We start from the raw sequence: 20,467 nt of genomic DNA on the forward strand, positions 1-20,467 counted from the left end.
ACTCCATTCTAACCGAGGATTTTGGAAATGGCTCTCTTATTTTCGGAGAATCCATTTTACACAATTATATGGACTCAACTATGTCCTCTTAGAAGTATTAGATATGCAGAAAAAAAAAAACAAAAAAAACCTCTTTACAGAGGCTCCTTAACATATGACACCAGGCCTTTGCAGCTCTGATGCCCAGGACAAGCACTGCTGTAACTCTAAGATGTGCATCTGTCTGTCCGGTTATGGTTGCTGTTGCTGCTTGCGATGAATTTCCTATAACAAATCTCCTGCGCTGTCTTCTAAGCCCCCATTCATCAAGTAAATAAGTACTATTTTTATATCGGTGATTTTTGAGAAATTATTATGTATTTTTCGTGAACAAATCATGATTAGTCATCACCGGATTCACAAACACTATGTACATTAAGGAGGGATCATCATGTACGAATAGAAGACCAAAGAAAACGAAAACAGCGTCTATGAATTTATCGAAAACATCGAGCATCCAAGGAAACGGGAAGATGCCTATAAGCTCTTAGAAATCTTTGAAGAAACGACGGGATCCCCGGCGAAGATGTGGGGGACGAGCATCATCGGCTTCGGCTCTTATCACTACGTGTACCCGACCGGTCACGAAGGGGATGCGCCTTATGTCGGTTTCTCGCCGCGCAAGGCCAAGATCAGTCTATATCTCATGCTGAGCGAAGACGATCGAGAGCAGTTGCTTAGTAAATTGGGCAAGCATACCACAGGCAAAGCATGTGTCTACATCAATAAACTGGATGATATCGATCTAGAAGTGTTAAAACAACTCATTCAACGGTCGGTCGCCTACTTACAAGAACTGTATCCTAATGGCTGACGGACCGCCCGCGCCTTAAGGTCATATTCGTGCACACCATCGCCGAGACGACAAGATGAGACGACAGATTCTGTGAACTCATCTAAGAATATGTACTTTCACGTGCTGAGTCGATAGTTTATGTCGTCTCATGCACTGTACCCGCTTCTGCGCGCGCTGAATCGACACATTCTGTCGTCTCACCCACCGTTCCTGCCTTTACCAACATCATAATGACATAACATCAAAATAAAAAACTCTTGACACACCAAAAATCTAGCAGTTATACTGGAGATGATAATTCCTATGTGTTTAATCGGAATAATAACGATGATGTAGATGATGTATGAACGGTTCGACCGGTTCACCGGAGGCCTCTTTTCCCAACATGCGCCCGGGAGCGTTGGGAAAGGGGGCCTTTTTATATACATGGATCATTCAACAACCACTTAACTGACTCACAAGGGAGGGCACATCAATGGCAAGAAAATCCCGTCATCTAACGATCATCGCTTTGGCTGTTACCCTGTTGCTTACCGCCTGCGGAAGCACCAGCGGGCAATCCCGCACGACAAGGATCAAGTCCGATGATGAACCAGGGTCGCTTACCATCCGCATCGGATATCAGAAGTTTGGCACTATGAACATCCTGAAGGCAGACGGCTCGCTGGATCGCAGACTGCTTGAACATGGCATCAAGATCGAATGGACGGAATTCCCCGGCGGACCGCAGTTGTTGGAAGCATTGAACACAGGAAGCATCGACTTCGGACATACTGGAGAAGCGCCGCCGATCTTCGCCCAAGCCGCCGGTGCACCGCTCGTCTACCTGGCCCACGAACCGCCAAGCCCCGCGAGTGAAGGCATCATCGTACCTAAGGATTCCGATATCGCTTCAATCCAAGATCTCAAGGGCAAAAAAATCGCACTGAACAAAGGTTCTAATGTGCATTATCTGTTAGTGAGGCTGCTGGAACAGGCCGGGATTTCATACGACGAGATCGAAACGATCTATCTGCCGCCGGCAGACGCCAGGGCTGCCTTCGAGAGCGGCAGCATCGATGCGTGGGTCATCTGGGATCCGTTCTTCGCTGCCGCAGAAACGGCCGCAGACACGAGACTCCTCGCAGACGGCACCGGACTGGTGCAAAATCATGAGTTCTATATCGGGGAACGCACCTTTGCTGTGAAGCATCCCGAGATCATCCAGATCATCCTCGAAGAAGCCGACAAGATCGATGACTGGGCACGAGAGCATCGAAGGGAATTAGCAGAGAAACTGTCACCCCAACTCGGCATCGATGTCCCGTCCCTGGAACGAGCCGCAGGACGCAGAGCATACGGCGTGCAGCAGATCAGCCAAGAAGTGCTCGAGGAACAACAGCGAGTCGCCGATACATTCCGGGCACTAGGCTTGATCCCATCGGACATTCGGATCGCCGATGCCGTCTTGCAGGATGATGACGATTAACAAAACTTCCCATAGTCGAAGAAGAAGCTCTTAAACGGAGGATCCTCCATACAAACAATACAAAGAGAGAAGGAGAGATGGTTATGCATATCTTTTGGTTCATCCCCACCCATGGAGACGGACGCTACTTGGGAACTTCTAACGGCGCCCGTGCCGTCGATGGAACATACATGAGGCAGATCGCTGCTGCTGCCGATCGGCTTGGCTTTGAGGGGGTCTTAATCCCGACGGGAAGTTCCTGCGAGGATCCATGGATCGCAGCTGCGTCGCTCATCCCATCCACCAAACACCTAAAATTCCTCGTCGCCCTTCGGCCCGGCTTGATGTCGCCGACGGTCGCCGCGAGAATGGCAGCCACTTTCGACCGCATCTCAGAAGGGCGGCTGCTCATTAATGTCGTAGCCGGAGGAGATCCTGTGGAACTTGCAGGGGACGGCTTATTCCTGGATCACGACACGCGCTATGAATTAACCGATGAATTCCTTCATGTATGGCGGCAGGAGCTGAAGGGGGAAACCGTTGATTTCAACGGCAAGCATATCAAGATCCAAGGAGGACGTGTACTATACCCGCCGATCCAGCAGCCGCATCCGCCCCTGTGGTTTGGCGGTTCTTCGCCGGCAGCGATGGACATTGCCGCCAAACATACCGATGTCTATTTAACTTGGGGCGAACCGCCTGCCGATGTTGCTGCGAAGATCCGCGAGGTGCAAAGCCGCGCGGAACAACAGGGCCGACGGGTGAGGTTCGGCATCCGCCTGCATGTGATAGTCAGAGAGACGGACGAAGAAGCCTGGGAAGCAGCAGAAAATCTGATCAAGCATGTCGATGATGAAACCATCGCACATGCACAGCACATCTTCTCCCGCTTCGACTCCATAGGGCAGAAAAGGATGGTTGAGCTTCACAAAGGAGATCGGAGCAAGCTTGAGATCAGCCCGAACCTCTGGGCGGGCATCGGCCTGGTGCGCGGCGGTGCAGGCACGGCACTGGTCGGAAGTCCGCTGACCATCGCCGCCCGTATGCACGAGTACCAAGAGCTGGGGATCGATACGTTCATCCTATCGGGCTATCCTCATCTCGAAGAAGCTTATCGCGTTGCAGACTTGCTGTTTCCCCACCTGCCGCTCGCCCGCAGGGTCAAACAAGAACCAAGCTCAATCAGCCCCTTCGGCGAATTGATCGCAAACCAGCTGCGTCCGGCACCAAAGGCTTCTTTGCATTGACAACAGCATCAAATCAATTAGGAGGCGGGCATACATGAGCAAACAGCAAAACCATCATCCTGCTGGAGCGAAGTACCGATTGTCAAGGCATCATCGTTTGAAGCAATCCATCGATCTTCAGCATCTCTTGCCATGGATCGTACCAGTCATCACCATCGCAGCCTGGCAGTTGTTTGGAAGTCTAGGGTGGATCTCTACACGAACCATGCCCACTCCTCTCCAGGTTGTGGAGGCCGGCATTCGCTTGACATGGAGCGGAGAACTCCTTCAATCCCTTTGGGTCAGCACGCGAAGAGCTGCTGCCGGATTGATCATCGGAGGCGGGATCGGATTCTTTTTCGGCATCTTGAACGGTACAGCACAATTGGCGGAACGATTAACGGATTCCTCCATTCAGATGATTCGCAACATCCCGCATCTGGCACTTATTCCGCTTGTCATCGTCTGGTTTGGCATCGGCGAGGAAGGCAAGGTCTTCCTCGTCGCCCTCGGTGTCGCTTTTCCCATATACCTAAACACCCTCCATGGAATCCGCAGTGTGGACCCCGGATTGATCGAGATGGGCCGTGTATATGGACTCAGCCGAGGGAATCTATACCGCTTGATCATATTGCCTGGAGCAATGCCCTCGATCCTCGTCGGTTTGCGCTACGCCCTCGGGATCATGTGGTTGACATTGATCGTTGCAGAGACGATCTCAGCCAAGGACGGCATCGGTTATATGGCGATGAATGCCCGCGAATTTTTCCAATTGGATGTGGTCGTATTGTGCATCGTTCTCTATGCTTTTTTGGGCAAATTATCCGATCTCCTAACAAAATGGTTGGAAAGGAGCTGGCTGAAGTGGCATCCCCATTTTGGAAAAACAACCGCAAACCCGACTCCATGACAGCAGCTGAAAGCTCCATGTCAACTAATCACCTCAATAACCGCTTAGCTGCAAAGGGCTTCTCATTGAACGAGGACCACTTATCTATTGGCAAAGATGCTGGAATATCCATTCATCTGCAGCATGTCACCAAACGTTTTGCCCAAGGCCCTGCAGTTCTGGATCAACTCAATTTGACGATTCACAAGGGAGAATTCGCAGCCGTCGTCGGCCGCAGCGGCTGCGGCAAAAGCACCCTCCTTCGTTTGATCGCAGGGCTGGATGAGATCAGCAGCGGAACCCTCCTGCGGGATGGAGAACCTGTAAACGGCATCGGGCCTTCGACCCGGGTTATGTTTCAAGACTCGCGATTATTGCCGTGGTTGACCGTACTGGATAATGTCAAGCTTGGCGTCCAAAGCATGAACAAAAATGAAGCCGAAGCCAAAGCGCGGGAGGCGCTCTATCAAGTCGGACTCGAAGAGCGGGCTATCGACTGGCCTGCTGTCCTGTCCGGCGGTCAGAAACAGCGTGCCGCACTGGCCCGCGCCCTGGTCAGTGATCCGCGGTTGCTGCTTCTGGATGAGCCGCTGGGTGCTCTCGATGCCTTCACCCGCATCGAAATGCAGCGCCTGCTCGAAGAGTTGTGGCTGCAACGAGGCTTCACGGCCCTGCTCGTTACCCATGATGTCAGCGAAGCCGTCGCTCTAGCTGACCGCGTGATCTTGATCGAGCAAGGCACCGTCGCCCTCGATCTAGCTGTGACTCTAACCAGACCTCGTGAGAGAGACTCGGGATTTTCCTATTTTGAGAATCGAATATTGGATCGCATACTGAATCCATCAACAAGGGGGAAGAGCACATCCGCCCGCAGCTTGCAATATCAAATATAAAAGCAGCACAATCACCGGTGATAAGAAACGCCTCTAACCCTTGATAGGATTAGAGGCGTTCTTATTTGTGATACGACGATCGATATTGTCGTTTCACTAATTATTCATGTATCTTCACACGCTGAAACAACAGTTTCTGTTGTCTCACACATCATCCCGCTTCTGCACGCGCTGAAACAACAGTTTCTGTTGTCTCACGCTCGATCTCACTTCAATTCATGCTGAATCGACACATTCTATCGTCTCAGGCACCGTTCTCGCCTCCGTACGCGCTGAATCAACAGTTTGTGTCGTCTCACGCACCATCCCGCCTCCGCACGCCCCTTCACACCTCGCACACGCCTGTCAGCGCCTTCTGCGAGCCAGTCAACCCCGCTCCCGAACCGCTCCTTCTTCCAACAGCATATGGCGCATATCATGCCCGGTTGGGTTCTGGAAGATGCGCAAACCGAATTCCGGAGCTACGGCGAAGATATGGTCGAAGATATCCGCTTGAATCGCTTCATACACCGGCCAGCGCGTATCACTGGTGAAGCAGTAGATCTCTAGAGGCAAACCGTATTCACCCGGGGCCAATTGTCTCACCATACAGGTCAAGCCCTTATGAATCTTCGGATGATTCTGCAGGTAGTTCTGGATATAGACCCGATAGGTCCCGATATTCGTCATCCTTCTTCCATTCACTACACTGGAAGGATCGATGTTATTCTCTCTGTTATACTCCTCGATCTCCCGCTCCTTGCTTTCCACGTAATCCTTAAGATAATGGATCTTCTTAAACCGCTCGATCATCTCATCGGTACAGAAGCGGATACTCGCCACATCGATGTAGATCGAACGCTTAATCCGCCGTCCTCCTGTCTCGTGCATACCCCGCCAGTTCTTAAACGAATCCGTGATAAATGCTGCCGCGGGGATCATCGTGATCGTCTTATCCCAGTTCTGCACCTTCACCGTTGTCAGAGTGATCTCGACGACGTCGCCGTCAGCGTTGTGCTTGGGCATCTCGATCCAATCGCCGACGCGTACCATGTTATTGGCAGTCAGCTGCACGCCGGCCACGAATCCCAGGATCGAGTTTTGGAAGATCAGCATCAGCACCGCAGACAATGCGCCCAGACCGCTTAACAGAAGCAGCGGATTCTTGTCAAGCAACGTAGCGATGAGAACGATCGAACCGATGAAGAATAAGATGATCTTCACCACTTGGACAAAACCCTTGATCGGCCGGACTTTGGAAATCTCATATGTAAGATAGATATCGTGCAAAGCACTTAAGAATGAGTTCACCACCAGCATGATCACTATGATCATATAAACAAAAGCAGCCTTCTCAATCAGCGGCTGATACCCTAGATACAGAGGTGCGAAATGGAAGATGATCATCGCCGGCACGAGATGGGACAGCCTTTGAAAAACTTTGCGTTCCAGTAGCTTATCATCCCAGGTAAACCTGTTCCTCTTGATCACATGGGCCAGAATCTTCAGTACGATCTTCTTCGTGATGAGATTAGCCACTACACAGAGCAGGATGATCAGGACGGACATCACGATGTACGTGAGGGTCGTCACTGTATCCGGATCCATATTAAATTGCAGAAGCCAATCCCTGATCCATTCCATCATGCATCACCTGCAACATGTTTTTCCCTTCCCTATTCTCTTATAAAAACACATATCTTAATCCTACCGCAAAAATCGACGCATTAAAACCCGGCGGTGACCGTAAAGCGATTCCTGTGAGTAAGCAGTGTGTTGCGTTCAATTAAGACTTTCAATGAGACTTTCATTGAGAACTTTCATATAAGATCTATCAATAGAAGGCGTTGAAAAGGTGCTGTCAAGAAAGGCTCAAGAAATGCTTAAGAATTGCTCAACCAGCGCCTAAGGGGCGATCTCGTGAACGCTGCTAGTAAGTGCTGATCCTACGATGGTATCAACAAGAGGGACAAAAACTTACCCTCAACATTTGACTATCTGCGCAAGATATGGCTATAATGGTCATAGCTTAATTTCCGGCAGTCAGTTGCTGGAAAGCGGGGGAACCAACTTTTTGGGGCTAATCGGCTTAACCGCCGATGGGGGACCATCTTCCCAAGCCCGTCAGCTAACCTCGTTTGCTAGTAGATGGGTCAACAGTAAACTTTCGCAATTCACGATGACCCTTTTCGTTTCGATAAGGGTCTTTTTATGTCCGCTGTAACCCTCTCATCTTAACTCATTATGATCTTCCGCACGAAACCAAATCACTTGAGCTTGCGGTCGTATAACATGAGAATCAATTTTGGACAGGAGGAATCCAGGACAAGAAGGAACCAAGCATCAGCGAAAGTTTCATATGGCCGTCTACTACTTCACTAACATCTATAAGGAGGTAGTATGAAATGGCTCAACCGAAGTACATCACGAGCATCGACAAAGTTGAAGGTCTCTCCCAAGAGGAGAGAGACAAACTGCGTCCCATTACGGAAAAATATGTTTTCCGCGCGAACGATTACTATCTCGGATTGATCAATTGGGATGATCCGAACGATCCAATTCGCAAGCTCGTCATTCCGAACGAAGGTGAGCTCAAGGAGTACGGCAGATGGGATGCCTCCGATGAAGTGACCAACTATGTCGTTCCAGGCTGTCAGCACAAATACCGCACGACAGCATTGCTGATCGTATCGGAGGTCTGCGGATCGTACTGCCGATATTGCTTCCGTAAGCGTCTGTTCCGCAAAGACGTCAAAGAAGCGATGGCCGATGTGACCCCAGGTATCGAATACATCAAGCAGCATCCAGAGATCAATAACGTCCTGCTGACAGGCGGCGACAGCTTGATCCTGGCTACGAAGAAGCTGCGCATGATCATCGAAGCGCTGCGCGAGATCGATCATGTGAAGATCATTCGCCTCGGCTCGAAGATGCCTGTCTTCAATCCGATGCGGATCTACGAGGATGAAGAGCTCTTAGACCTCATCCGCGAATACTCGACGCCGGAGAAGCGGATCTACGTGATGGCTCACGTCAACCATCCGCGCGAGCTTACACCGCAAGCACTGCGCGCATTTGAGGCCCTTTATCAAGCAGGCGCTATCGTCGTGAACCAGTCGCCGGTTCTTCGGGGCATCAACGATGATCCCGTCGTCTTAGGTGAGCTGCTCGACAAACTTTCTTGGGCAGGCGTGACGCCGTACTATTTCTTCATCAATCGCCCTGTAGCTGGTAACTCTGACTTCGTACTGCCGCTTAAGGACGTCTATCGCATCGTAGAGGAAGCGAAGGCTAGAACATCCGGTCTCGGCAAGCGGGTTCGCTTAGCGATGAGCCATACATCCGGTAAGATCGAGATCCTTGCGATCGAGAACGGCAAGGCCTATCTGAAGTATCACCAGTCCCGCGATGACGAGTACGGGAAGTTCATGGTGCTCGACTGCCCGGATGACGCGACCTGGTTCGACGATCTGCCCGGCAGCGAGAACATGTGGAAGCGTCCTGAGAAGAAGACCGACGAGGTCGTATCCGCAGACGAATTGCCGGATATTCCGATCGCTTCCGGTAAGTAATCATACGCAATCACACCGACATATCACAGGTTTTGCCAACATCTCCTAGGCTTTATTGAATAGAATCGTTACTTCATCAACGGATCATCTGACTGGCTGGCTGATCTGTTGGCAGTTTGATCAACAGCATCATTACCTGATGACATGATTCCTTCATCATGATTCAACTGATCAATCCTAGGCATCATTACCTGCAAATCCATGACTATAGCAAAAGCCGTCCCGCTGGGACGGCTTCTTTTTCTCTATCTTCAATCGATTCATGATCTACTTAAAAAAACAAGTCCAGCTCGCTCTCTCGAACAACTTTCAACCACTGCTCCGCGATTAGATGATGTCCAGCATAGGTTGGATGCACCCCATCCCATAACCAATAGCTTGGCTCCACCCGCTGGGCCGCTTCATCGAACACGGATTGCAGCGGTACGAATACGGTGTTGAACTCCTTGCTTAACCCGCGTACCACTTCGCTGTAGTAATCGAGCTTCGCTTTCCACTCCGGCCAGTTCGCTGCCGGGGCGCCGACGTTCAGGATGAACGGTTCGCAAAGGACAAGTGCGGTATTCGGCAGTACTTCTCTCGTCTCAGCCAGCAGGTGGCGATAAGCGCGCTCGAAGCGATCCGTCGCTCCATGCGGCAGCCCATCCATGATCCGCCACGCATCATTCACGCCGATCAAGATGCTGATGAGATCCGGCTGCAGACTAATCGCATCCTCATTCCAGCGGGCATACAGATCAGAGACGCGGTCGCCGCTGATGCCTCTATTGATAAATACAGGCTGATATTCCGCGTATTCATGCCCAAGCTTCGCAGCGATCAGGGCAGCATAGCTGTGACCGAGGATATGATTCGGATCTTCATTGCGTCCGCGTCCGCCGTCTGTGATCGAATCTCCTTGAAACAAAATCTTCATCTGATGCTTCTTCATGTCCAACCACCTCATCGTCGATATGTCGATATGCTGTTTTTCAATATGTACCTATACACTCTATCTTAAATGGTATCAGAAGTACGATGCAATAAGATGATGACATCTCCTTTAGGGATGGATATCTCGCTAGGGATTGTGGCGCTTGGGATTGGGACTGGCTGCTGCGGAATACCTTATATAGTAAGGGTGAGGGGTGAATCTTGAAATAGCAGAAGGAAAGAGCGTACAGCAGGCAGTACGGTTGCGATCACTTCCCAGGAAGTATAAAATCATTCTGAGATAAGCAAAGTAATCATCATCGATGGATAGATAGGAGTAGGAAACCATGAATAAAACACCCAGACAAGACTCTGAAACAGCCATGCATGACACTGCTCAGAGTACTCATCGTCACAGCACGCAGAAGGATGCTCCCAAGGCTAAACCTCCTTATCTGATGATCTCCATCTTGTTCTTCGGAGCCTTCGTATCGTTCCTGAACAATTCCTTGCTGAACGTTGCCCTGCCATCGATTATGGTCGATCTCAAGATCGACGATTATTCCGTCGTTCAATGGCTGGTTACAGGCTATATGTTGATCAGCGGCATCCTGATCCCTGCCTCGGCTTTTCTTATAACTAGGTTTAAGAATCGTTCGCTTTACATTACAGCGATGTCCCTGTTCACGATCGGCACAGCGCTCGCTGCATTAGCGCCGAACTTCGATTTTCTGCTCGCCGGACGCATGATCCAGGCTGCCGGATCCTCCGTGATGGCGCCGCTCTTGATGAATATCATGTTGATCAGCTTCCCGCGGGAGAAACGCGGTACAGCGATGGGCGTCTTCGGCTTGGTGATGGTTCTCGCTCCGGCGATTGGACCTACGCTCTCCGGATACATCGTACAATATTACAATTGGCGCCTGTTGTTCGAGATGATCCTGCCTTTTGCCATTCTATCTCTGATACTAGCCGTTTGGAAATTGAAGAACGTGATGCCGACCAGGGACGCCCATCTCGATTATGTCTCCGTGATTCTGTCCGTGCTTGCCTTCGGCGGATTGCTGTACGGCTTCAGCAGCGCCAGCTCGGTTGGTTGGAATGATCCCATCGTCATCGCTGCGATTGTCATCGGCTCCATATCGCTCATCATGTTCGTGATCAGGCAGCTCAGGGTCCCTGATCCGCTGCTTGATCTTCGAACCTATCGCTATCCGATGTTCGCTCTAGCTTCGGTAATTTCCATGGTCATCTCAGCGGCGATGTTCTCCGGGATGATCCTGACACCGGCCTATGTCCAGAATGTAAGGCATATTTCGCCCTTAGAATCAGGTATCTTGATGCTCCCGGGAGCGATCGTCATGGGAATCATGTCGCCGATTACCGGCCGCCTGTTCGATCGCTTCGGTCCGCGTATACTAGCTCTGACCGGACTATCCATCACAACGGTGTCCACTTACATGCTGTCACAGTTGAACCTGGAATCTTCTTATACTTATATCATGATGATCTACGCAATCCGCATGTTCGGCATGTCGATGGTGATGATGCCGATTATGACCAACGGTTTGAACCAGCTGCCCACCCGCTTGAATCCGCACGGCACAGCGATCAACAACACCGTGCAGCAAGTGGCCGGCTCTCTCGGTACGGCGATCTTCGTCTCGATCATGAACAGCCGCACGGCATCCAGCGCAGAGCAGCTCATGGCCGGTGTTGATCCGCTGACATTGACCGAGAGTACCATCGCTGCTATAGCACAGCAAGCCTTGCTGCGGGGAATCCAATACTCCTTCCTGATCGCTGCGTTCGTCACGCTCGCAGCATTGATCCTCTCTTTGTTCGTAAGACGAGTCGACGTCAGCGCAGAGGCCGTGAAGAAGCTGGAAGAGGAGGGCAGTCCGGTAGAAAGTCTGGCGAGATCTTAACGGGAATCGTCTCAGGCGCCCGGCTCCGCCAACTCCAACCAGCAAAGGGAGGATCCGCTCAACATCACAGCATCTGCGAGCAGATCCTCCCTTTTCCTTCTACCCCTACAACAGCTCCTTGCGCAAATCCTCCGGAGACTTCGGCGACAGGTATCCGATCGGGATATCGAATACGGTCTTCGCGCCGACCTGGCCTTCCTTAGCCAATCTGTATACTGCACGCGCATAAGCGACCAGCACGCTGGAGGTGAACTCCGGATTGCTGTCCAGCTTGATCTTGAATTCCGCCACCTGCGCGGTATCATGGCCCGTGTTGCCGGCGCGGATCACGATCCCACCATGCGGCATCGCTCCATGATCGCGCTTCATCTCTTCTTCGCTGATAAAATGCACCTTCGTATCATAATCCGCAAAGTAATGCGGCATCGTCACGATCGCCTCGCGAATCGCCTCCTGATCAGCGCCTGGTTCAGGCACAATATAGCACTCTCTGATATGCCGTTCCCTCGTCGTCAGCTGCGGGCGTTCGCCGCTGCGAATGCGATCGACCGCTTGTTCATTAGGAATCGTGTATTGAACGCCGTACTTAACCCCCGGCACTCTCCTAACAGCGTCCGAATGGCCTTGGCTGACCCCTTTGCCCCAGAATGTATATGTATCACCATTCGGCAAAATCGCTTCAAACAACACGCGATTCAAGGAGAACAGCCCCGGATCCCAACCGGTAGAGATGAGACTGACCTTGCCGTTTGTCCGCGCGGCCTGGTCCATCTTCGCATAATACTCGGGAATACGGGCGTGCGTATCATAGCTGTCCACGGTGTTGAACATCGCTGCCAGCTGCGGTCCCTGTTCCGGCAGATCCGTTGCCGAACCGCCGCAGAGGATTAGGACATCGATCTGGCCGCGATATTTTTCTAGATCTGCATATCGTTCTACTCGCGCCTTCGAATCGATGGAAGCAGGATCACGGCGTGTGAACACGGCTTCCAGATGCATGTCCGGATTCTGTGCGATCGCCGCCTCCACTCCCCGTCCGAGATTCCCATATCCTACGATTCCAACTTTAATCTGTGCATTCATGGTTACGCCTCCTGAGAGTGAAACAGATTTAAGATTGCTTGGATTCCGATCATTAACATCAATTAACACTTATCATCCTAACGGCAGACTTAGACCAAGTCAAGAACAAGCGAATTGCTCCCCAAGCAAATTATTCCCCAAGCGCACTCTGCCGGATGATCTCCATGCGCGTGAGCAGCGCTTGCACCTGCTCTTCCCCGGCGAGTTGCTGCATGATTCGGATGCCATGGGAAAGATTCGGTTTACGTTTCACACTATGGGCATCCGTCGCAAGGACATGGACTTGGCCCCTGCGGATCAACATCTTCGCAAACTGCTCCGCTTCTGCACCATTCTTGCCTAATAGGCTGTCCACGGTCACCTGCGTCCATACTCCCAGATCGATTAATCGAACTAACAATTCCGGCTGCTCGCGAAAGAAATCATGCCGTTCCGGATGGGCCATAATCGGCGTCGTTCCGCGCGAGAGAAACCAGCGGCAGATCTCTTCCGATTGTTCATTATAATGCGACCAGCGCTGCTCGAGCAGGATGAACCTTTTGTTTGGATCCAGGTACAGATAATCCCCTGCCGCTTCATGGACATAGACGAATTCAGAACTTTCTAGCCGCACCTCGTTGCCCGGCGTGATGGTGATCTCGATCCCTTCACGACGCAGTGCATGCCGCAGTTCTTCGATTTTCTGATATTGCACGTCCGGCTCGCACATCACCGAACGGCAAAAATGCGGCGTAGCGATGATATGTTTAATCCCATCTTTATAGGCGATCTTAGCCATCTTCACCGATTCCTTCAGATCTCTGGCACCGTCATCTATTCCGCTTAAAATATGACAATGCATATCCAGCATCTCCAGCCCTCCTAGTCCTGTCAATCTATCAATGATATAATCTACTATAGCGCCAAAATCTACTAAACAACCTGAAATTCTAAGGTTTATATAATAGTAGTATATTCTAAATTCCAACAGAACGTTATCCCAAAAAGCCGTTTCTAATAAGAAAATAGAAAATTTTGAGAGGATTAAGAAACTGTTTCGCTCTTGTTACGTAGTTATGTTAGTGATTTATTTATTAATAAATGGAGGGATGTACCATCAAACCACACAGCCGCAAGGCCCAACCCATCGTTCGAATGTTGTTATCGACTTTGCTGATCAGTGCACTTTTCCTCTCATCTGTCGTTCCGGCTTTCGCGGATGACGGGCAAGGAGCACCCCTGCCGCTGACTGCGGACAATGTCCAAGCATTCCTGGATGAATTTTTCTCATCCGAGATGACGCAGACGATGTATTCCGGAGCCGCTGTGGCCATCGTCAAGGACGATGAAGTCATCGCTCTGGAAGGCTATGGTTACGCCGATCATGAGAAGGAGACTCCCGTCGATCCGAGCCAGTCCATCTTCCGGATCGCATCTGTATCGAAGACGTTCACAGCTGTTGCAGTTATGCAGCTCGCTGAACAGGGCAAGATCGATCTGCATGAAGACATTCGCACCTATCTTCCGGGATTAGATTTTGACAATCCTTACGACACACCGGTAACCGTTTCGCATCTCTTAACCCATCAGAGCGGCTTCGAAGTACGCGATCCGCAGCAATCGGATATCACGGCGGATCTGGATCTGTACGTGTCCATTGAAGAGTTCGCTGCCCAGCGAATGCCTGATGTCGTAAGAGAACCGGGAACCTCTTATCTCTATGATAATTTTGCTTACCAATTGCTTGGCTTGATCGTTCAGAATGTCAGCGGGATGCCCTTCGAAGAGTACATGCAAGTACATATCTTCGAACCCTTAGGGATGGACAACAGCGGATATTTGCTTAAGGGCAAGTTCTTAGAGCATCTGGTTCGCGGATATGACCTGTACCAGCAGCCCATTGAGACCTATGCGTTCGTCCCGACGGTCATGCCTGAAGGCGGCATGCTGTCCACGGCTGATGATATCAGCAAGTTTATGCTCGCATTTCTAAACGGCGGTGCGCTGGGTTCGCAACGCATCCTTACAGAGCAATCCGTCGAGGAGATGAGCATCTACCGCTCGGCGATCCATCCGCTGCTGCCGAACACGACCTATGGCTTCGAGGCGCAGCTCCAACAATTCCCGATGGCTGGAAGCTCTGAAGCTGTCATCGTGAAGCTCGGAGATATGCTGGATACCAGCTCGATGTTAATGCTCATTCCAGAGGAGAAGGTCGGGGTTTTCTTAACGTATAACCAACAGGGCGTACTCCGTGACGTTTTCAACGCGCAGTTCATGTCGACGTTCTTCCCGCAATATACGGTACCGGCGGAATTGGCGCCTTTCGAACCGTATACGGTGGAGCAGCTGACACCGCTGGCCGGCTATTATTCGGATCTTCGCCGTGCACCGCTCGTCACGAAGATCGATGTGATCGATGATGGAACCATTCAGCTCTACAATGCATTACTTGGACCGCGTCAGCTTCGCCAAGTCGATGAACGTCTCTTCATCGATGAAGAGCTGCAGATTTTCACTGCATTTACGATCGATGAAGCATCAGGCCGGGCTTATATGAAAGAACCGTATATCAATCCGCTGGGTTATGCCCGCCAAGGTGAGAAGCCTGTTGGATTCATAGATCTTGCTGCAGACAATGTATACAGCGAATATATCTTAACTCTTCAATCCCTGGGCTGGTACCCCAATGAGAGCGGAGCGGCTTTTGCACCTGAAGAAGAAGTTACCCGAGCTGAACTTGTTCATTATATCGTCTCCTTACTCGGAGTCATCGTACCGGAATTTGACCAATATGCTTTCACGGATATCGACGGCCATGAATACGCTGATGAGATCCAATTTGCCCATCTGCTCGGCATGGTCAACGGGGATGGCGGCGGGCGTTTCCATCCGGATCAGCCGGCTGCACGACAAGAAGCGGCCGTCATGCTGTGGAATGTGTTAAAGCAGCAGTATCCTGATGAACTCTTCGCATCGGTTGCACTCGCTGGATATACGGATGAATGGGCCGTTCCAGCAGTGAAGATGATGGCTGCGCTTGGTTATCACGGGCCTGAGGTGACGTACACAGAAGACGGTGCCGTGAATTTCCATTCGACGCACGTGCTGACTCGTCAAGAAGCGGCTGCTCTGTACTATCAGATCCTCATGGTGCCGTCGGACCTGATCGTCGCTGAGATGACGGCGCAAGCGCAGGAACAAGTTCCGCCTGTTGAGGAGCAAACACCTGCTCAGCAGGAGTCCCCAAGCGACGAGGACCATGCAGCCTAAGAACGTGAACAAGTTGTTGTCTTAATATAAGAGACCTCACTTGCCTGACAAGTGAGGTCTCTATGTTGGATATGGCATTAGAACGCATATGCTCTGCCCGGATTAAGCCTGGTCCCCCACGGCAGGAACCAAGGTATGCTTCGCATAATCGAATTTCCGTCCTTCTAACATCCCAATTAATGTATTGGTGATCCTGACTTCCACGATATTCACGCCTCTGCGCAGAAGCTCCGTCGAACCCTGCCACTCATACGGCATCCACGGGCGTACGCCGAGGGAGTGACCGTTTACGATTATCTCCGCACAATCGTAGAAGGACTCATCTAAATCGCGGAATCTTACGCTGAACCGGGTGCTTTCCGGCAGCTCATCCAACACGGCTTCCCGCTTCAGCAGCAGTGTTCCCGCATAATAGGGGAAACCTTCAATTGGCGCAGCGGTGAATGCTGCAAACTGTGGTGCCTTGCAGATCAGAGGCTGACCCTGATCTTCGCATATGCCGAAGTCCCCGCAGATGTATAGGGCATCCACCACGCCGTGCCAATCCTGTTCGATCTTCACCTGCAGCGTCATCGTATTAATTCCAACCTGGATGAATCCCGATATATCTGCACAGCGGTTCATATGATCATAGACGAAGATTTCTTCCAGCTGCTCCTTCGTGATCGTGCGGCCGTTCAGGCCGATGCTCCATTCACCTAAGATCGCCCCATGATCCATCAACAACCAGCAGCGATCCGGCACATAGTCGGCGATGAACGATGTTGTATAGGTTGCTCGAAGGGGATAAGCAGCCTTCAGCTTCATCGGCGTGCCGAAGATCTGATGGAATTTCAGCGGGATATTGTGCATATCCGCGATATCTGCGCATTGGTCGATGAAGGTCTTCGCCTGAACCTTAACCCCTTGCTCCTGCAGAGGCCGGCCATCTAGGTAAGAGGTGCGCAGTTCGAAGGAATCCAAGCGCAGCACGTTATCCCTTTCGGCTTGAATCTGCCATACTTCCTTCGCATCCAGTTCCCAGGTCCAGACCTCCGGCGTGTCTTCGTTCACTGAAGCTGCCGCTGTAACATCAGAAGGCGGCGGGAGCTTTTCCACAGGAAGCGCATCCATCTGCTCAGAGAATTCCCTGGAATCAGCAGCTTGCCGCTGGATCAGGAACAGATGGGATTCATACGCGCCGAATTTCATGCGCAGGACCAGATGATCCTCTGATTTCTCCACCGCAAGCCGTTCGCAATCCCCCGACTCCAGACACAAGCGGTAGATCTGCGTGCCGGCAGGATCATAACCCTTCAAGATCAGCTTCGCTTCATGCTGACCCGCTTCCTGATTGGTGATGAATACACAGCTGATATGGTCATCCAACATCCGTTGATGCATGAGAAAAGCGGAGCGATCTTCTACTTCAAAGCGAAGGTCCTGCGGCAAAAGCTCCTCGACGAGCGCCAGCAGCTCTTCGTTGCTTTCGACTCGGTAAGCACCCATCTGCCTTGCACCCTTCTTCCCTTCCCGCTGCATAGCAGCCTCCTCGCCAGCGAATATCTCCGCCATCTCCCGCACGACTTCCGAAGTCCCGTCCAAAGACTGGCTGGGCAGTTCCCAGCAGGCGATCACCTTCCCTCCTTGCGCCAGGAATTCCCGAAGTTTCCGCCATGCAGGCGTTTCCAAGTTCGTGATCGGCGGGATGATAACCGCCTCGTAGGCTGCCTGTCCGATCTGCAGACGGCCGTCTGCGACTTTCGCATCCAGCAGCACCTCCGGGTCCAAGTGATCAAAGTCCCGCTGATTCATCGTCAACGTCTTGCAGATCTCACGCCATTGTTCTTTGAGGCTTTCCAGACGCTGCTTCTCTGCCTCGCTGTGCCCGGAATAGCTGAATTCGAAGAACGGGTTGCCGAGATGCACCCAGAACGTCGTCGTTGGATCCAGCACGGCGATCGGACGCACCGGTTTCCCAGTGGACATCACATAGCTGATCCGCCGCACATAACTGCTCAGACGATCAAAATACCGCCAATAGGAATTCTGCAGGAAGTGCGAAGGAGGAGCATCGTGTTTGGTCAGGCCGTCCAGGGTGTAGAAAAATGCATGAAAATTAAAAAAATTCACTCCCAGCGCCGCTAATCGATCGATCATCCACTTGGCATCCTGCAGCGTCATCGACCATCCCACGCTGTGAAAGCACTCCACCAGCGCCCGCTCACGGCCCAATTGGTTTGCAATCGAGCTCGTCATCTTCGGATTGTAACGCAGGCTGTAGCTGTATCGATCCAAGATCCATTCCAAGGAACGGCCCAGTTTCTCATGCCCGCTGTCCCCGCCCGGCACATGACTGTACCGCTGCGTGTTCATCCGCACGGAGGGCACTTCCGCTGTATAGAACAGGCCATGTTGCTCGCACCAATCATATACTTGCTTATGATAAGCCTTAACGAGCTGCTCGTGGATCGTTTGATAGTAGTCATAGCGGATCTTCGCGGTATCCTCGCCGTCATCATACAAGAGGGCATGCATATGATCGGCCAGATCATACCCGTTGCGCTCCCGGAACACTTGCAGCAATCTGGGCGACCAAGGGATCTTGCCCAGCAGGCCGATTTCATCGGTGAACATCCCTTTGATCGTCTTGCCGAAGTATTCTCCCAGATGTTCTGCATAGCGTTCATGAGTCAGCTGGATGAAGGTGCGCATTGCTTCTTCATTTAATGGATCCACGTAATGGCCGTAATATTTGAAATCCCGTACTTCTTCTTCAAGGAAACAATGAACTTCCCACTCCTGGACTTCCCAGTCCCCATCCGGAGCTGTCCACAGCAGCTTCTTGATCGTGTTATAAGTAAAAAATCGCTTCTGATTATAAGCCGTTAATCCGGCTTTCTGAAATACCGGTTCCGCCTGATGATTACCGATCGCACCGCGAATATCAACGGCCTTGCTCCAGTCCCGCTTCCCGCTGCTTGGATCAATGGGAACCGCTTTGGCATACAGCACTCTTCCCCATGGGAGTTCCAAAGAGCACGTCTTACCGGCGGACACGCTTGCTGTGCGGTGGACCAGGATATAATGCTTTGCTTCCGGATGGAGCAGAGTGACTTCGCCGCCGGCAATGCCGCTCGGATAGGGATATTCATCATAGAGCCAGACCTCCAGCCCCAGCTCTTCGGCCTTCTCTACGGCGAGTTTAACCTTCTGGAACCACGCATCGGACAGATAGGGAATCTTAAGCCCTTGACGCGGGCATATGAAGAAGCCGCCAAGTCCTTTGGCCGCCATCTCCTCGATCTGCCGGATGATCTCCTTGTCTTCCATATCCCCATTCCAGAACCAGAATGGGTGGATGCCGTATCTTGCTTCAGGCTGCTGGAACATCTCAAGTTGAAACATGGTTAACGCCTCCGCATCCATTCATTGTGTCTATGAAGTATGCTCACTTTAAGACTATCGGAAGGGTTTGCATAAGACAATCGTAGATTTTTGCAGGGTGTGGACTTTATTGCGCTGGATGTGGACTTTATTGCGATTGAACCCGCCATATGAAAATAACGGTTATGCCCCAAGGCATAACCGTCCGTTCTCGTCTTGATCCTGTTTCTATACACCGGAATATGCTTGGAATCCGCCGTCTACAGGTACCGTCACACCTGTGACGAAGCCGCTCATGCTTTCATCCGCCAGCCAGATCAGCGTTCCCAGGAGATCCTCCGGCTCTCCGAATCGTCTCATCGGCGTATGGCTGATGATCTTCTCGGAGCGAGGTGTCCAGCTGCCGTCTTCATGCTTAAGCAGGGCCCGATTCTGCTCCGTTAAGAAGAATCCGGGGGCGATAGCATTCACACGGATGCCGGCCTCTGCAAAGTGCACTGCCAGCCACTGGGTCAGGTTATTGATCGCTGCTTTAGCTGCGCTGTAAGCAAAGACCTTGGTCATCGGTGCATAGGCGCTCATCGAAGAAATATTGATGACGGTAGCTCCGGCACGTCCCACCATCCCCTTGGTAAACACCTGGGTCGGGATGAGCGTACCTAGGAAATTCAGATCGAAAACATGGCCGATATTCCCCACCTCTAGATCGAAGAACGTCTGGATGAGCGGGTCATCCAAGTCCTGCTGACGGAAGATTTCCTCGGTGGTGCTCGCCTTCGGATGATTGCCCCCGGCTCCGTTGATCAAGATATCATAGCCGCCGTATGTCTCCCGAACAATGCGCTCAGCCTCCCGCACATTCTCAACATTCAGCACATCGCATGCCACGGCAACAGCCTCGCCGCCGCTGTCACGAATCTCTTGGGCCACCGCTTCTCCCTTCGCAAGGGTTCGGTTGAGAATCGCCACTTTCACGCCGTGACGGCCAAGTTCACGCGCCATCGCGCCGCATAGGATTCCGCCGCCGCCGGTGATCACAGCCACCCTTCCGCGGAGGTTTTCATGGATTGGAATCTGATTCATCT

General features: G+C 51.7%; 14 protein-coding genes and 1 riboswitch. Of the genes, 8 read left to right on the forward strand and 6 right to left on the reverse strand.

All coding sequences use genetic code 11. The features are described 5' to 3' along the window. Positions 1-478 precede the first annotated feature (478 nt). From PRECH8_RS01680 to PRECH8_RS01700, 5 genes are all read left to right on the forward strand, one after another. Positions 479-853: a DUF1801 domain-containing protein gene (locus PRECH8_RS01680; protein WP_242457397.1), complete on the forward strand. Its 375-nt coding sequence runs from the start codon at positions 479-481 to the stop codon at positions 851-853. A 457-nt stretch (positions 854-1,310) separates the two neighbouring features. Then, positions 1,311-2,303, forward strand: coding sequence for a sulfonate ABC transporter substrate-binding protein (locus PRECH8_RS01685; protein WP_200965350.1), 993 nt, complete (start codon positions 1,311-1,313; stop codon positions 2,301-2,303). Between the two features lie 83 nt (positions 2,304-2,386). Beyond that, a complete protein-coding gene (gene ssuD, locus PRECH8_RS01690) occupies positions 2,387-3,529 on the forward strand; it encodes an FMNH2-dependent alkanesulfonate monooxygenase (protein WP_200965351.1) in 1,143 nt (380 codons plus the stop codon). A gap of 97 nt (positions 3,530-3,626) precedes the next feature. Then, positions 3,627-4,418: an ABC transporter permease subunit gene (locus PRECH8_RS01695; protein ID WP_371871163.1), complete on the forward strand. Its 792-nt coding sequence runs from the start codon at positions 3,627-3,629 to the stop codon at positions 4,416-4,418. Between the two features lie 86 nt (positions 4,419-4,504). Continuing rightward, positions 4,505-5,290, forward strand: coding sequence for an ABC transporter ATP-binding protein (locus PRECH8_RS01700; protein WP_371871164.1), 786 nt, complete (start codon positions 4,505-4,507; stop codon positions 5,288-5,290). A gap of 366 nt (positions 5,291-5,656) precedes the next feature. On the opposite strand, the gene PRECH8_RS01705 is transcribed toward PRECH8_RS01700, so the two are convergent. Continuing rightward, entirely contained in the window at positions 5,657-6,913 is a 1,257-nt protein-coding gene (locus tag PRECH8_RS01705) for a mechanosensitive ion channel family protein (RefSeq protein ID WP_200965354.1), read from the reverse strand. Between the two features lie 372 nt (positions 6,914-7,285). Continuing rightward, positions 7,286-7,426: riboswitch (cyclic di-AMP (ydaO/yuaA leader) on the forward strand. A 248-nt stretch (positions 7,427-7,674) separates the two neighbouring features. Between PRECH8_RS01705 and PRECH8_RS01710 the strand changes: the two genes are divergently transcribed. Beyond that, positions 7,675-8,841, forward strand: a complete 1,167-nt coding sequence (locus tag PRECH8_RS01710) for a KamA family radical SAM protein (RefSeq protein ID WP_200965355.1) — start codon at positions 7,675-7,677, stop codon at positions 8,839-8,841. A gap of 271 nt (positions 8,842-9,112) precedes the next feature. On the opposite strand, the gene PRECH8_RS01715 is transcribed toward PRECH8_RS01710, so the two are convergent. After that, positions 9,113-9,787, reverse strand: a complete 675-nt coding sequence (locus PRECH8_RS01715) for an SGNH/GDSL hydrolase family protein (RefSeq protein ID WP_242457381.1) — start codon at positions 9,785-9,787, stop codon at positions 9,113-9,115. A 349-nt stretch (positions 9,788-10,136) separates the two neighbouring features. Between PRECH8_RS01715 and PRECH8_RS01720 the strand changes: the two genes are divergently transcribed. Beyond that, positions 10,137-11,681 (forward strand): DHA2 family efflux MFS transporter permease subunit, encoded by a 1,545-nt coding sequence (locus tag PRECH8_RS01720; protein ID WP_200965482.1) that lies wholly within the window; start codon positions 10,137-10,139, stop codon positions 11,679-11,681. Between the two features lie 105 nt (positions 11,682-11,786). Here PRECH8_RS01720 and PRECH8_RS01725 read toward each other — a convergent pair whose 3' ends face one another. After that, positions 11,787-12,764, reverse strand: a complete 978-nt coding sequence (locus tag PRECH8_RS01725) for a diaminopimelate dehydrogenase (protein WP_200965356.1) — start codon at positions 12,762-12,764, stop codon at positions 11,787-11,789. 130 nt (positions 12,765-12,894) lie between these two features. Then, the gene (locus PRECH8_RS01730) at positions 12,895-13,614 is read right to left on the reverse strand and encodes a tyrosine-protein phosphatase (RefSeq protein WP_200965357.1); all 720 of its coding nucleotides are present in this window, start codon (positions 13,612-13,614) and stop codon (positions 12,895-12,897) included. A gap of 284 nt (positions 13,615-13,898) precedes the next feature. Between PRECH8_RS01730 and PRECH8_RS01735 the strand changes: the two genes are divergently transcribed. After that, positions 13,899-16,016: a serine hydrolase domain-containing protein gene (locus PRECH8_RS01735; protein WP_200965358.1), complete on the forward strand. Its 2,118-nt coding sequence runs from the start codon at positions 13,899-13,901 to the stop codon at positions 16,014-16,016. Positions 16,017-16,118: 102 nt separating this feature from the next. On the opposite strand, the gene PRECH8_RS01740 is transcribed toward PRECH8_RS01735, so the two are convergent. Continuing rightward, on the reverse strand, positions 16,119-19,403 hold the full coding sequence (locus tag PRECH8_RS01740) for a glycosyl hydrolase (protein WP_200965359.1): 3,285 nt from the start codon (positions 19,401-19,403) through the stop codon (positions 16,119-16,121). Positions 19,404-19,610: 207 nt separating this feature from the next. Beyond that, positions 19,611-20,465, reverse strand: a complete 855-nt coding sequence (locus PRECH8_RS01745) for an SDR family oxidoreductase (RefSeq protein WP_200965483.1) — start codon at positions 20,463-20,465, stop codon at positions 19,611-19,613. Positions 20,466-20,467: the final 2 nt, after the last annotated feature.

This window comes from Insulibacter thermoxylanivorax (assembly GCF_015472005.1).
GTDB lineage: Bacteria > Bacillota > Bacilli > Paenibacillales > DA-C8 > Insulibacter > Insulibacter thermoxylanivorax.

Bases quoted from the DNA above. Each gene is read 5' to 3' on its own strand.
- PRECH8_RS01685 (WP_200965350.1), top strand. From the start codon at position 1,311: ATGGCAAGAAAATCCCGTCATCTAACGATCATCGCTTTGGCTGTTACC.
- ssuD (WP_200965351.1), top strand. From the start codon at position 2,387: ATGCATATCTTTTGGTTCATCCCCACCCATGGAGACGGACGCTACTTG.
- PRECH8_RS01705 (WP_200965354.1), bottom strand. From the start codon at position 6,913: ATGGAATGGATCAGGGATTGGCTTCTGCAATTTAATATGGATCCGGAT.
- PRECH8_RS01710 (WP_200965355.1), top strand. From the start codon at position 7,675: ATGGCTCAACCGAAGTACATCACGAGCATCGACAAAGTTGAAGGTCTC.
- PRECH8_RS01715 (WP_242457381.1), bottom strand. From the start codon at position 9,787: ATGAGGTGGTTGGACATGAAGAAGCATCAGATGAAGATTTTGTTTCAA.
- PRECH8_RS01720 (WP_200965482.1), top strand. From the start codon at position 10,137: ATGCATGACACTGCTCAGAGTACTCATCGTCACAGCACGCAGAAGGAT.
- PRECH8_RS01725 (WP_200965356.1), bottom strand. From the start codon at position 12,764: ATGAATGCACAGATTAAAGTTGGAATCGTAGGATATGGGAATCTCGGA.
- PRECH8_RS01730 (WP_200965357.1), bottom strand. From the start codon at position 13,614: ATGCTGGATATGCATTGTCATATTTTAAGCGGAATAGATGACGGTGCC.
- PRECH8_RS01735 (WP_200965358.1), top strand. From the start codon at position 13,899: ATGTTGTTATCGACTTTGCTGATCAGTGCACTTTTCCTCTCATCTGTC.
- PRECH8_RS01740 (WP_200965359.1), bottom strand. From the start codon at position 19,403: ATGTTTCAACTTGAGATGTTCCAGCAGCCTGAAGCAAGATACGGCATC.
- PRECH8_RS01745 (WP_200965483.1), bottom strand. From the start codon at position 20,465: ATGAATCAGATTCCAATCCATGAAAACCTCCGCGGAAGGGTGGCTGTG.